Origin of the sequence: Rhizobium rhizoryzae (assembly GCF_011046895.1) — a bacterium.
Taxonomy (GTDB): domain Bacteria; phylum Pseudomonadota; class Alphaproteobacteria; order Rhizobiales; family Rhizobiaceae; genus Neorhizobium; species Neorhizobium rhizoryzae.
This window is the reverse complement of the sequence record NZ_CP049250.1, coordinates 905,923-920,059: the sequence shown is the minus strand read 5'-3', so window position 1 is coordinate 920,059 and position 14,137 is coordinate 905,923. Positions and strand designations below refer to the sequence as shown.

Annotated in this window: 10 protein-coding genes; 7 read left to right on the top strand and 3 right to left on the bottom strand. The window is 58.0% G+C overall.

The genetic code is table 11. The annotated features are described in order from the left end of the window. The first annotated feature begins 50 nt into the window (after window positions 1-50). On the top strand, window positions 51-1,424 hold the full coding sequence (locus G6N80_RS10650; protein ID WP_165133662.1) for a M20 family metallopeptidase: 1,374 nt from the start codon (window positions 51-53) through the stop codon (window positions 1,422-1,424). A gap of 149 nt (window positions 1,425-1,573) precedes the next feature. Further along, window positions 1,574-2,698, top strand: coding sequence for a fumarylacetoacetate hydrolase family protein (locus G6N80_RS10645; protein ID WP_062555441.1), 1,125 nt, complete (start codon window positions 1,574-1,576; stop codon window positions 2,696-2,698). A 34-nt stretch (window positions 2,699-2,732) separates the two neighbouring features. Here G6N80_RS10645 and G6N80_RS10640 read toward each other — a convergent pair whose 3' ends face one another. Further along, a complete protein-coding gene (locus G6N80_RS10640) occupies window positions 2,733-3,614 on the bottom strand; it encodes a DMT family transporter (protein ID WP_165133659.1) in 882 nt (293 codons plus the stop codon). A gap of 232 nt (window positions 3,615-3,846) precedes the next feature. On the opposite strand from G6N80_RS10640, the gene G6N80_RS10635 reads away from it, so the two are divergent. Further along, the gene (locus G6N80_RS10635) at window positions 3,847-4,020 is read left to right on the top strand and encodes a DUF1328 domain-containing protein (RefSeq protein WP_082547198.1); all 174 of its coding nucleotides are present in this window, start codon (window positions 3,847-3,849) and stop codon (window positions 4,018-4,020) included. Between the two features lie 228 nt (window positions 4,021-4,248). On the opposite strand, the gene G6N80_RS10630 is transcribed toward G6N80_RS10635, so the two are convergent. Then, a complete protein-coding gene (locus G6N80_RS10630; RefSeq protein WP_062555442.1) occupies window positions 4,249-4,710 on the bottom strand; it encodes an Lrp/AsnC family transcriptional regulator in 462 nt (153 codons plus the stop codon). Between the two features lie 130 nt (window positions 4,711-4,840). Between G6N80_RS10630 and putA the strand changes: the two genes are divergently transcribed. Further along, on the top strand, window positions 4,841-8,545 hold the full coding sequence (gene putA, locus G6N80_RS10625) for a trifunctional transcriptional regulator/proline dehydrogenase/L-glutamate gamma-semialdehyde dehydrogenase (protein WP_165133656.1): 3,705 nt from the start codon (window positions 4,841-4,843) through the stop codon (window positions 8,543-8,545). A 70-nt stretch (window positions 8,546-8,615) separates the two neighbouring features. Further along, the gene (locus tag G6N80_RS10620; protein WP_246251472.1) at window positions 8,616-9,221 is read left to right on the top strand and encodes a DUF922 domain-containing Zn-dependent protease; all 606 of its coding nucleotides are present in this window, start codon (window positions 8,616-8,618) and stop codon (window positions 9,219-9,221) included. An 88-nt stretch (window positions 9,222-9,309) separates the two neighbouring features. Here the strand turns inward: G6N80_RS10620 and G6N80_RS10615 are convergent, their stop codons facing one another. Further along, a complete protein-coding gene (locus G6N80_RS10615) occupies window positions 9,310-10,638 on the bottom strand; it encodes a dicarboxylate/amino acid:cation symporter (protein WP_062554876.1) in 1,329 nt (442 codons plus the stop codon). A gap of 215 nt (window positions 10,639-10,853) precedes the next feature. Between G6N80_RS10615 and G6N80_RS10610 the strand changes: the two genes are divergently transcribed. Together G6N80_RS10610 and G6N80_RS10605 are read left to right on the top strand one after the other, a co-directional pair. Further along, on the top strand, window positions 10,854-12,710 hold the full coding sequence (locus G6N80_RS10610) for a sensor histidine kinase (RefSeq protein WP_165133653.1): 1,857 nt from the start codon (window positions 10,854-10,856) through the stop codon (window positions 12,708-12,710). Further along, window positions 12,707-14,068 (top strand): sigma-54-dependent transcriptional regulator, encoded by a 1,362-nt coding sequence (locus tag G6N80_RS10605; RefSeq protein WP_062554878.1) that lies wholly within the window; start codon window positions 12,707-12,709, stop codon window positions 14,066-14,068. Before G6N80_RS10610 ends, G6N80_RS10605 begins: the two co-directional genes overlap by 4 nt. Window positions 14,069-14,137: the final 69 nt, after the last annotated feature.

Here is a 14,137-nt window from a genome sequence, read left to right as displayed (position 1 = left end):
GCGTCGCTCCTTGGCTGGTAGTCTCGCGAGCTCCATGGGGATTGAAAGACATGAATGATCAGCAGCTTGTCGATACAGCGCACTCTCTAGCCGAAGGCCAGGCATTTTTCGATACTCTGTCCCGGCTGATCGCACGTCGATCCATCAGTCAATCGGAAGGACAGGTTAAGGATCTCCATGCCTATCTGCAGCAGGACATGTTGCCGCTCCTCGAGCCAATGGGTTTTGATTGCCGGATCCTGGACAATCCGACCGGGAGCGGCGGCCCCTTCCTGATCGCCGAGCGTATCGAAGATGAAAAGCGGCCCACAATTCTCATCTATGGCCACGGCGACGTCTGCAATGGCGAGGCAGCGCGGTGGCGTTCCGGTCTGAACCCTTTCGTTCTCTCCCGAGAAGGAGATCGACTGTATGGACGCGGAACAGCGGACAACAAGATCCAGCATCTCATCAATATCCTGGCACTTCGCCATATCATTGAGCACCGCGGTTCTCTCGGGTTCAATGTTCGGCTTCTGATCGAGATGGGTGAAGAGACTGGGTCTAAGGGCCTGCACCAGTTATGCGAAGCCCACAGGCAAGAGCTGGCTGCCGATGTTCTGATCGCGTCCGATGGGCCGCGCCTCCAGGCCGATATCCCCACGATGTTCATGGGGTCGCGCGGTGGTGTGTCCTTCGAATTGCGGGTTGATTTGCGCGAGGGCGAGTTTCACTCGGGCAATTTCGGCGGCCTTCTCGCCGATCCGGTCACGCTGCTTGCCCATGCCATCGCCACCATCGTCGACGCCCGCGGTCAAATCCTCGTCCCCGAATGGCGACCGGACAGTCTGACTGACGATATCCGCGCGGCGCTCCGAGGGCTACCTGATCGACGCCATGATGCAGATTGGGGCGAAGAGAGCCTGACGCCCGCCGAACGGGTCTTCGGCTGGAATTCCTTTGCGGTCCTCGCCATCTCTGCTGGCAACATTGCAGCGCCCCAGAACGCAATCTGTGGCACTGCGCGCGCGGCCTGCCAGCTGAGATTTGTTGTCGGCACCAATATGGATGAGCTTCTTCCCTCGCTTCGCAGGCATCTCGATGCGCACGGCTACCCGATGGTGGAGGTCCATGAGGTCGGCCATGCGCCTTTCAAGGCCACACGCTTTCCGCCGGATCATCCCTGGGTGCGGTTCGTGGAGCGGTCCATCATGCACTCAACCGGCAAATCGGTGCATGTTTTGCCCAATCTTGCCGGATCGCTTCCGAACGATGTTTTCACGGACATTCTTGGCCTTCCGACGATCTGGATACCGCATTCGCACGCCGAGTGTGGCCAGCACGGGCCCAATGAACATGCATTGGTGTCCATTGCGGGAGAAGGTCTGCGAATCATGACTGCGCTGTTCCTGGACATCGGAAAGACAACGGAATTGCCCAGCTGATGATTGCTCGGAGAACCGGCTGGACAGAGCATGGTCTGAAAATTAGACATGCCTGATGATTGCGTGCTGCCATGAATAATCGGGTGCTGCGCTGAATTGGGACTCCAAGGGAGGAAAAACTGGTGACCTGCATTGCATTGACGAGCGAAATGATCCTGCCGCATGAGCCGGAGGCGCTTCTTGTCGGACGCGTCTGGTCAAAAGCGCAGGACGGTCCATGCCTGGTTCTTGTCCGGAATGCGCATGTCCTGGATATCACACCACTGGGCCCGACCATGTCTGCCCTTCTTGAGCGGCAGGATCTCGTCGCCACATTGCAAGCAGGGAGTTTCCAGAACCTTGGCTCTCTGGACAGCTTCCTGGATGGATCAGCCGGGCAACTCCTGGCGCCGGTCGATCTTCAGGCGGTGAAGGCCGCAGGCGTAACCTTTGCCGACAGTATGTTGGAACGGGTTATAGAAGAGCAGGCGAGGGGAGATGCATCGCGTGCTCTGGAAATTCGTCAACGTTTGGCGCCGGTGATCGGTGACAATTTAAAGGGCGTTGCCGCAGGCTCGGAAAAGGCCGCACAGGTCAAGGCGCTCTTGCAGGAAATGAATCTCTGGTCGCAATATCTGGAAGTCGGTATCGGCCCGGACGCGGAAATTTTCACGAAATCCCAGCCGATGTCCTCCGTCGGTTGTGGCGCCGAGGTTGGTATTCATCCGATTTCCGAGTGGAACAATCCGGAACCGGAGGTCGTGCTATCCGTGCGCTCAGACGGAACAATCATCGGCGCGACACTGGGCAATGATGTGAACCTTCGGGATGTTGAAGGACGCTCGGCGCTCCTTCTGGGCAAGGCGAAAGACAACAATGCCTCCTGCTCCATCGGACCCTTCATCCGCCTCTTCGATGACCGTTTCACGCTGGAGGAACTCGGTCAGGTGAGGGTTTCGCTTCTGGTGGAGGGGGAAGATGGCTTCCAGATGACGGGCGAGAGTGCCATGTCAGCGATCAGCCGCAGTCCTGCCAACCTTGCCGGGCAGTTGTTGAACCGCAACCATCAATATCCGGATGGCGCGGTGCTCTTCCTGGGCACGATGTTCGCGCCCGTTAAGGACCGGCGCGGCAAGGGACAGGGCTTCACCCATGAGGTCGGTGATCGGGTGGAGATCGCAACGCCGCGGCTCGGTCGACTGGTAAACTGGGTCAACCGCTCGGATGCTTGCCCGCCCTGGACCTTTGGCTCTACGGCCCTGTTCCAGAATCTCGCACGCAGAGGCCTCCTGTAAGATGTAAGATAGCCGGAATAGGGCATGCCTTGTCCTATTCCGGAATGCTCGGCAGCACCTTGTCGCGCTTCTTCAGTTGCTGCTCGCGGAAGAAGATGAACAAGCCTGAGCCCACAATCAGGGCTGCGCCAAGGATCATGGGCAGTCGAGGCACTTCTCCGAAGAAGGCCCAGCCGAAGATCACAGCCCAGAGCAGAAGTGTATACTGAAGCGGCGCGACCGTCGCGGCATCGGATATCTTCAGGGCGCGATTGACGAGAATATGCGCGCACATGGCCACGATACCCAGCAGTCCCAAAAGCAGGCCTTCCGTTGTCGATTTCAAAGGAGCCCAGTCGAACGGCGCAATGAACAGACCTGCGATCCCGGATGCAGCCAGTTGAAAGAACACCAGTGTCGTATCGGGCGTGTTACGCAGGCTGCGGCCGGAAATCAGCATGAAGGCGAAGGCGGCAGTACCGACGATCGAAATCAGCGCCGGCATGGTGAACATCGCGCTCGACGGTTCGAGCGTCACGATTACGCCAACGAAACCGATGGCAATGGCGAGCCATCGGCGCCATCCAACCTTCTCTCCCAGAATGAACGGTGATGCGGCGGCCACATAGATCGGTGCGGCCAGCCAGTAGGTCATCACATCCGCGAGCGGCATGTACATGACCGCATAGTAGAAGCAGAAGATCTCGACTGTCGAGAAAAAGACACGTGCCGCTTGCAGCCACGGCCGTTCCGCCTGCAATATCGCCTGCTTGCCCCCGAGCCACAGAAACGGTGCCAGGATAATGAGCGCAGCAACGCTTCTCAGGAGAATGACCTGACCGAGGCCATAGCTGGCGACGAGCCATTTCCCCATGGCGTCGTTCAAAGCGAACAGAACCATGCCGAGCAGCATGATCGCAGGTCCTGCCGTTGTCATCGATTTCAATCCCTGCTGTAGGGTTTGGCTGGTCTGCATCATCCATCTCCGCAGGAATCAGGGACACAAGGTGTCGTTTGTGTCTTTCGCCTTTGGCTTAACTATCCTCCGTCAGAGAGGAAAACCAGATCCATGCCCGGAGTTTGCGATGTGTGACGGGAACAAACTCGGCAATGGAACCAGATGCTTCACATTCCGTTGATGGACAAGAATCATCGAAGGAACCTATTCCATGCTGAAGTGGGCACTCATCTTTCTCGTCATCTCGCTGATTTCCGGATTTCTGGGCTTTTCAGGCGTATCGGCCGCGACGGCAACGATTGCCCGCGTCCTCTTCTTCATCGCGATCGTGATCTTCCTGATCTTTCTGGTTCTCGCGTTCATGGCAGGAAGTGCGGTCCTGTAGGACCCTTAGATCGCTCGAGGTCGGTGGCCGGAGGATCGGCCACCACAGAGCCTTGCTCGCAGGCAAAAAAAAGCCCCACCGAAGCAGGGCAATATGGGGGAAAACTCGCGTCATCTGACGTGAGCATGATCATGAAGCCAGAAATCCGCCCAATTGACGAGGGCACTTTGCTGGAATTCGGTACGATCATTGATTAAAATGGCAGCATTGTTGCCCAATTTTTGTATTTTATCGTTCTTTGACTGATTGCATTGCGACAGATGTTGACGTGCTGGCGACATAGGGCAGGCTTGAGATCTTTTCTCCCAGCACTTCGCGATACCGCCGGATGCTCTGCGTTCTGATCTTGATGAGATAATCGAAGCGGCCGGCGATCATATGGCACTCTTCCACTTCCTTGATTCTTGAAATGGCCTGATTGAATTCGGTGAGTGCTTTCTCTCGCGTGTCGGAAAGCTTCACTTCCGCGAAAGCAACGTGATCCAGTCCCAGTTTTGGCAGATTGATCACGGCACGAAATCCCAGAATATAGCCTTCATCGACAAGCCGCTTCAGGCGAGCGTTGCACGGAGTCTTCGATAGACCGATCTTCTCCGCGAGTTCCGTCACCGAGATCCGGCCATCTGCGGCCACAACATCCAGTATCTTCAGATCGAATGCGTCGAGTTCGCTTGTTTTGCGGATTTCCATGGTGAATTTGCCTGCCTTAACGCCCATTTCAGGTGATAATACCTGAAAACAAAGCGCAGAATAGTCTCTCGCGTTGCGGTCTGCCGTAGTATCATTTTCCCACTGTTTCCCTTGATACGAGGCTTGAGCCATGACTGTGCAAACTCCGCTGTCGGTCGCAGACCCCTATGCTCTCAAACCTGCTTTCAGTGATTTTGCTCCGTCGATCCGGCCGCCATCGCAACTGCGGCAGGCGATCACCAATGCCTATCGTCGTGCGGAAATTGATTGCGTCCTGCCACTTCTCGATGAGGCCAGTCTGGAACCGCAGCAGAAGCAGGCAGTGCGCAAAACTGCAAGAACGCTGGTGACTGCTCTTCGAGGAAAGCATCGTGGCTCTGGCGTTGAGGGGCTCGTCCACGAATATTCGCTGTCCAGCCAGGAGGGAGTGGCGCTCATGTGCCTTGCAGAGGCACTGCTCCGCATACCCGACATGGCGACACGCGATGCGCTGATCCGCGACAAGATCTCCCATGGCGACTGGAAATCCCATGTCGGCGGCGGGAGGTCGCTCTTCGTCAATGCGGCAAGCTGGGGTCTTGTCGTGACCGGCAAGCTGACCGCGACCGTGAATGATCGAAGCCTGACGGCAGCACTCACCCGCCTGATCGCTCGTTGCGGCGAGCCGGTCGTCCGACGCGGCGTCGATATGGCCATGCGCATGATGGGCGAACAGTTCGTCACCGGCGAGACGATCGATGAAGCTCTGAGCCGTGCTCGCGAGATGGAGCAGAAAGGCTTTGGCTATTCCTACGACATGCTGGGAGAAGCAGCCACAACGAAGGCCGATGCCGAGCGTTACTTCCGTGATTATGAGAACGCCATTCACGCCATTGGACGGCAAGCAAATGGGCGCGGAGTTTATGCCGGTCCGGGCATCTCCATCAAACTGTCGGCCCTGCATCCACGCTATTCCCGCTCCCAGGCGGCGCGCGTTATGGCGGAATTGCTGCCTCGGGTGAAAGCCCTTTGCCACTTGGCGAAAGGCTATGACATCGGCCTCAATATTGACGCTGAAGAGGCGGACCGTCTCGAGCTTTCGCTCGATCTTCTCGAAGAGATCTGCTTCGACCCAGAGCTGGCTGGCTGGAACGGTATCGGTTTCGTCGTGCAGGCCTATGGCAAGCGCTGCCCCTTCGTGCTCGATTTCATCATCGATCTTGCCAGCCGGTCCGGCCATCGTATCATGGTGCGGCTGGTCAAGGGCGCCTACTGGGACGCAGAAATCAAGCGTGCACACCTGGATGGTCTAGAGGACTTTCCCGTCTTTACGCGCAAGGTCCATACCGATGTTTCCTACATCGCCTGCGCTCGCAAGCTGCTGGCAGCGCGCGATCTCGTCTTTCCGCAGTTTGCCACTCATAATGCCCAGACGCTGGCCACCATCTATCAGCTGGCCGGGCCGGAATTTTCCATCGGCAGCTATGAATTCCAGTGCCTGCACGGCATGGGCGAGCCTCTTTATGAAGAGGTTGTCGATCCGGCCAAGCTGGCGCGGCCATGCCGCATCTACGCGCCTGTCGGCACGCACGAAACCCTGTTGGCCTATCTCGTGCGCCGTCTTCTGGAAAACGGTGCCAACTCATCCTTTGTCAATCGTATCGGTGACGAAACGGTCAGCATTGATGACCTGATTGCCGATCCGGTCGAGGTCACGCGCGCTCAGGCCAGACCGGGCTCGAAGCATGACAAGATCGCCTTGCCGCGCGAACTTTTCGGTAAGAGCCGTTTGAATTCCGCTGGCCTTGATCTTTCCAACGAACAGACGCTTCAAAACCTTTCAACTACGTTCAAGGCCACTGCAGCCTCGCCCGGACAGGCGAAGCCGCTTCTTGGCTTTGAACCCGACCTCGGTGAGGAGCAGGCTGTTTTGAACCCTGCCGACCATCGCGATCGGGTTGGAAGCGTCATCCCCGTCACGACGCAGGATGTTGTGAAGGCCGCAACAGCGGCAGCTGAGGCTCTTGCCCGTTGGCAGGCCGTGACAGCCGCCGAGCGAGCCGATTTGCTGGATCGATCCGCCGCTCTTCTGGAAGAGCGCATGGATCACCTGCTGCCGCTGATCATGCGGGAGGCCGGAAAATCTCTTCCCAACGCCATTGCCGAAGTGCGTGAAGCGGTCGATTTCCTGCGTTACTATGCCGAACAGGCACGCCGGACCCTTGGTGTTTCGCATCTCCCGCTTGGTCCCGTTGTCTGTATCAGCCCGTGGAACTTCCCGCTCGCCATCTTCCTCGGCCAGATCTCTGCCGCCCTGGTTGCCGGGAACACGGTTCTCGCCAAGCCAGCGGAAGAAACGCCGCTGATTGCCTACGAGACAATTGGCATCCTGCATGAGGCAGGCATTCCGCGGAGCGTCATCCAGCTTCTTCCCGGTGATGGCCGCATCGGCGCGGCTCTCGTGGCGGCTCCTGAAACCGCGGGCGTCATGTTCACCGGCTCGACGGAGGTGGCGAGGCTGATCCAGAAGCAACTGTCGGGTCGTCTCTCTTCCGCAGGCAAGCCCATTCCGCTGATTGCTGAAACGGGCGGTCAGAATGCCATGATCGTCGATTCGTCTGCTCTGGCCGAACAGGTTGTCGGCGATGTCATTGCGTCTGCTTTCGATAGCGCTGGCCAACGCTGCTCAGCACTTCGCGTCTTGTGCCTGCAGGACGACGTTGCCGATCGTGTTCTGACGATGCTGAAGGGTGCGCTCGCCGAGCTATCCATTGGCAGGACCGACCGGCTATCCGTTGATATCGGCCCGGTTATTACAGAAGAGGCGCGCCAGACGATCGAAGGTCACATAGAGCGGATGCGCATTCTGGGGCGCACCATCCATCAGGCCGCAATGCCGAAGGAAACCGAACTCGGGACCTTCGTTGCTCCCACGATTGTGGAACTGACCTCGATCAAGGATCTGCAGCGTGAGATTTTTGGGCCGGTTCTTCACGTCATCCGTTTCAAGCGGAACGACCTCGACCGGCTGATCGACGATATCAATGCCACGGGGTATGGCCTGACCTTCGGCCTCCACACGCGCCTGGATGAAACCATCGCCCACGTACTCAGCCGTGTGAAGACCGGCAATCGCTACGTGAACCGCAACATCATCGGTGCCGTTGTGGGTGTGCAGCCATTTGGTGGTCGTGGCCTGTCCGGAACCGGTCCGAAGGCGGGCGGTCCTCTTTATCTCGGTCGTCTTGTCCAGACACCTCCGGTGCCGCCGCAGTTGAGCTCGGTGCATCGCGATGCGGCCTTGGGCGATTTTGCCCGTTGGCTGGAAGATCGTCAGCAGGCGCAAGTGGCCGAATTGGCGCGCACGATTGGCGGCGCTTCGGCGTTGGGGCTTGAATTGCAACTGCCAGGACCGGTTGGCGAGCAGAACCTCTACGCACTTCACCCGCGAGGTCGCATCCTGCTGGTTCCGCAAACAGAAGCGGGTCTTTATCAGCAATTGGCCGCAGCTCTGGCCACAGGAAATACAGCCGTCGTTGACATCAGCAATTCGGTTCTTGCGAACCTGCTGCATGCGCTTCCGTCGAGCGTGGCTGCACGCTTGCAGCGTACGAAAGACTGGAAAGCGGATGCACCCTTCGCCGGTGCGCTGATCGAGGGAGAGGGTGAGTTTCTGACAGAATCGCTTCGGCGCCTGGCAGCACTTCCTGGCCCCCTGGTCCTCGCACAGGCTGCGGCATCAAATGCTATGGCCAAGCCCGATGTCTATTGTCTGAATTGGCTGCTGGAGGAAGTATCCACCTCGATCAACACGGCAGCCGCTGGCGGCAATGCCAGCCTGATGACAATTGGGTGAGGCAAGGCTTGCCTTGCTGCTTCTGAGACAGCAATAGTCGCGCCGGGTTCATCTCGGCGCGAGACAAACAGTGCGACTTCAGACAGCATCGATCTTCATCGGCTTTTCCATCAGTGTTTTGACGACCCTTGCCGGTCAGGCCAACGCCGCCGACTGGCAGGCGGTTGAGCAGATCAAGACCTATGCCATCACAGGCAAGACGGGCATCGATCTCTATCGATCGATCGGCGAAAAAGGCCCGCAGGCCGGTGTGCAGGCCATTGCTCATACCAGTTTCAAGCTGACCTGGACGCGCAAATACGAGGTGCAGGGGACCGCTTGCGCCATCACGGTCGCGAAGCCGAAGCTGATCATTACCTACACAATGCCGAAACCCGCCAATCCGCTGCCGCCCGATGTGGCGCAGAACTGGGCCCGTTTCATCGCAGGCGTTGAGAAGCACGAGCGTGTCCATGGCGGCTTTACCAAGGAGCTCGTGCAGCAGATACAGGATTTCAGCCTTGGTCTGTGGGTCGAGAATGATCCTGACTGCAAGCGTATTCGCGAAGTCTTGACCAAACGTCTTGGCGAGCTTTCCAAAGCAGAGCGTGCGAGGAATGCCGAGTTCGATCGGATCGAGCTGAGCGACGGTGGCGCCGTCCATCAGTTGATACTGGCTTTCGTCAACGGTCCGTGATGCGACACGGGCATGAAAAAGCCCGCCGGGATGAACCAGCGGGCCGTCATCAGGGCTCGTTCAGACGTGCCCTATTCCTTGGGAGGAATTATTCCGCAGCCTGCAAGGTGCCATTGGCAACCGGCTCCGAGACATGTCCTGCCAGCACTTCCTGAAGTTTCGTCTGGTCAAGTTCATTTTCCCAGCGCGCCACCACGATGGTTGCGACCGCATTGCCGACGAAGTTCGTCAGGGCACGGCACTCGGACATGAAGCGGTCAATGCCGAGAATCAGCGCCATACCGGCCACGGGAACCGAAGGAACCACCGAAAGCGTAGCCGCCAGCGTGATGAAGCCTGCGCCCGTGATACCGGCCGCACCCTTCGAACTCAGCATAGCCACCAGCAGCAGCAGGATCTGATCCGCGAATGATAGCTGGATATCGGTCGCTTGGGCGATGAAGAGTGCCGCCAGAGTCATGTAGATATTGGTGCCGTCGAGGTTGAACGAGTAACCCGTCGGAATGACGAGGCCGACGACAGAGCGCTTGCAGCCTGCGCGTTCCATTTTCTGCATCAGACCCGGCAGTGCCGCTTCCGAGGACGATGTTCCGAGAACCAGCAGCAGCTCTTCCTTGATGTAGCGAATGAGCGCGAAGATCGAGAAGCCGTTGTAACGGGCGACGGCGCCGAGCACCACGACCACGAACAGGATGGAGGTCAGGTAGAATGTGCCGATCAGGAAGGCGAGGTTGGCAACGGAGCCAATGCCGTATTTGCCAATCGTGAAAGCCATGGCGCCGAAGGCACCAATGGGGGCAGCCTTCATGAGGATGGCAACCAGCTTGAAGATCGGAGCCGTGACCGCATGCAGGAAGTCGGTCACAGGCTTTGCCTTGTCACCGACCATCGCCAGCGAAATACCGAACAGCACCGAGAAGAACAGCACCTGCAGGATATCGCCCTGCGCGAATGCGCCGACGATGGTTTCCGGGATGATGTTCATCAGGAAGCCGGTGATCGTGGTCTCATGGGCTTTTGTTGCATAAGTGGCAACAGCCTTGGCATCCAGCGAGGCCGGATCGATATGCATTCCTGAACCCGGCTGTACGACATTTGCAACCAGCATGCCGACAGCAAGCGCGAGCGTCGAAAAGGTCAGGAAGTAGATCATTGCCTTTCCGGCAACGCGGCCCACCTTCTTCAGGTCGGTCATTCCGGCAATGCCGGTGGCAACCGTGAGGAAAATAACCGGTGCAATGATCATCTTCACCAGACGGATGAAGGCATCGCCCAAGGGCTTCAGGGAAGCGCCGATATCCGGATAGTAGTGGCCGAGAATGATACCGGCAGTAATGGCAACGAGCACCTGAACATAAAGCTGCCGATAAAGTGGCACCTTGCCGCGGGGGGCGGCAGCATCGAGATTCAATTCCATGTTGATCCTCCTTCGCGCCCCTACCCAATGGTTCTCCCGAGGCGACATTTGATGATGTCACCAGCTTTGCAACGGGCGTGCCAGATAACGTGATTTATTTATCTATCTGATGTATAACGATTAATTATTATGATTGGAAAAGATCGGCCCAAGATCGTGCGATTTTCCGCATGGATCACATTGCCTAGCAAAAGTAATTGTGCGATTTTTCGCGCATGGATTCCGGTCAACTTTATCCTCTTGGGGCAAAGGTTTCGGTGCGTCAGACGCACCGTCCATGGTTCATTTTCGCCGTGGTGGCCATCCTGTTGAGTACAGTTACGCTCATGACGGTTCGCACCATTGCGGTTGATGCCACAATGCAGGACCTCGAACAGCAAAGCCGGATCGATGCTGGCCTCAAGGTCGCGTTTCTGAAAGCAGTGCTGGAGCGACCGCGGGCTCTGCCGCTGATTCTGGCCCGTGATCGGGATGTTACAGATACGCTCACCGCTCCAACGCAAGAGCATCTCGATGCCTTGAACCGTAAGCTTCAGGATCTCGTGGAGGGGACGAATGCCTCGGTCATCTATGTGATCGACCGCCGCGGCGTTGCCATTGCGTCCAGCAATTGGCGTGAACCGTCGAGCTTCGTCGGTGTCGATTACAGTTTTCGCCAGTATTTTTCCCGCGCGATGGCTGAAGGAAAGGCGGAGCATTTTGCGCTTGGCAGCATCAGCCTGCGCCCGGGTCTCTACATCTCGCAACGGGTGGGTCCGCCGGACAATCCGATCGGGGTGGTGGTGGCAAAGGCCGAGTTCGACCAATTGGAGCGGGACTGGCGCGATGCGCAACGACCGACCTATGTCACGGACGCCCATGGTGTCGTGCTGATCACCAGCATCGAGTCCTGGCGGTTCATGGTCGAGGCGCCCTTGTCTCCGCCGGTGCAAGCCGAGATCAGGAGTAGCCTGCAATTTGGCGATGCACCGCTTCTGCCCTTGCCGATCACGCGGGAACGACAGCTTTCCGGGGATGCCGCTACAATTGATGCACTGCTTCCAGGAGCCTCAGTCGCCGGGTTTGTCGAAATGAGCCTCCCAGTGCCATCCACCCCCTGGTCACTCAGGTATCTGCTGCCCGTCCAGCCGCAACTCGACAATGGTGTGGGGCAGGCGCAGGTTTTATCCATGGCCATCCTGTTGCCCCTGCTTGGCCTCGCCGCTCTGGTAATCTGGCGCAGACAGACATCTCTTCGTCATATTGCAGCGGAGCAGGCGGCGCGGATCGAGCTGGAGCGTCGGGTTCTGGAGCGCACAACGGATCTGAGCCGGGCGAGAGACCGTCTTGAAGCGGAAATTGCCGATCACCGAGCCACCGAGAACCGCTTGCAGGGCGTCCAGGAGGAACTCGTCCAGGCAAACCGCTTGGCCATTCTTGGACAGGTCGCGGCCGGTGTCGCCCATGAGATCAACCAGCCTGTGGCGACAATCCGGGCCTATGCCGATAATGCTATAACCTATCTTGACCGTCAGCGAGAGGATGCAGCGCGTGACAACCTTACGGAGATCGCCGGACTGACTGAGCGGATCGGGTCCATTACCGAGGATCTGAAGGCCCTTGCACGGCGCGGTCGATCTGCAGCCGAGCCGGTGGATATGCGGGAAGCGATCGCGGGTGCGCTGGTCCTGTTGAAAAGCCGCTTCTCCGGACGTCTGGACCGGGTCGAGATCTGGGCGGAAGAGCAGGATCTCTATGCGATCGGCAACCGTCTTCGGTTGGAGCAGGTGCTGATCAACCTGATCCAGAATGCGCTGGAAGCGGTCGAACCTGTCGCTGACGGGACGGTGGTCGTCTCGGCTGGCCGCGATGCCGACAGGATTCACATCAGAATTGAAGATAATGGCGGCGGCATCGCTCCAGCAATCCAGGAACAGCTGTTCTCGCCTTTCAACAGCTCGAAGGAAAAAGGGCTTGGTCTCGGTCTCGTCATCGCCAAAGACATCGTGACGGATTATGGCGGCAAGCTTTCGGTGGAGACCTCGTCGCAGGGCACAATCTTCCTCATTGATCTGAAGCAGGCTGACAGATGAACGCTACGACCTCCCTCCTTCTGGTCGATGATGACCGGGATCTGTTAAAAGCCACCGCTCAGACCCTTGATCTTGCCGGTTTCTCCGTCACCAGCCGAACCTCTGCATTGGAAGCATTGAGCAGTCTTGAGCGCGACTATGCCGGTGTCGTCGTCTCAGACATTCGAATGCCTGCTATGGATGGTCTGGAGTTTTTCGAGCGTATTCGATCCATCGACCCCGATATACCTGTCATCCTCATGACCGGGCATGGCGATATTCCCATGGCCGTGGTGGCTATTCAGGCGGGCGTTTATGATTTCATGACCAAGCCTTTTGCCGCCGATCGTCTGGTCCAATGCGTGAGGCGTGCTGCTGAAAAGCGCAAGCTCGTGCTTGAGAACCGCCGTCTGCGCGAGGCGGTGCAGGATGAAGATCAGGGCGATGTAACCCTTCTCGGTCAAACCCCGGTCATGCAGCGGCTTCGAAACACCATTCGCCAGATCGCCGACACAGATGTGGACGTTCTCCTGACGGGCGAAACCGGTACCGGGAAGGAGGTCGTGGCAAGCCTTCTGCACCGATGGAGCAGCCGCTCGAAGGGGAATTTCGTAGCACTGAACTGCGGCGCCTTGCCGGAGCAGATTCTGGAGAGCGAATTGTTCGGGCACGAGACGGGCGCTTTCACCGGCGCACAGAAGCGACGTGTCGGGCGCATTGAGCATTCCAGCGGCGGCACTCTTTTTCTGGATGAGATCGAGAGCATGCCGCCAGTCTCCCAGATTCAGATGCTTCGCGTGCTGGAAATGCGCGAGGTTACGCCGCTTGGGACGAACGAGGTGCGGCCAGTCGATCTACGGGTCATCGCCGCCGCTAAGGTCGATCTCGGCAACCCGCAGGAACGCCGCGATTTCCGCGAAGATCTCTATTATCGATTGAACGTTGTCAGTCTGTTTATCCCTCCCTTGCGTGAGAGGCGGGACGACGTGCCACTGCTTTTCCGCTTTTTCTGTCAGCGCGCGGCTAAGCGTTTCAATCGCGAGGTTCCACCGCTGACGATCTCCCTCAACCGCCATCTGCAGGATCACACGTGGCCCGGCAATGTTCGCGAGCTGAACCATTTCGCCGAGCGGTTCGTTCTGGGTCTCGAGACGCTCACCCATGACACCTTGATGCCGGAAGCTGAGGTAATGGATCGCTCCGGAACGCTGCCGGACCGCATGGCAAAAATCGAGGCGGAACTGATACGGGAGGCCCTTCAGGCGAATGATGGGGACGTGAAGCGCACAATCGAGGCCTTGGGAATTCCGCGCAAGACATTCTACGACAAGCTTCAGCGACATGGGATTTCGCGCGCGACTTTCGTCAATGGTAGCTGAATGACATTTGAAAGTTGAGAGCATGGCCTATATGCCATGGCTATGAACCCTTCATGCTCCCGCCCGGGA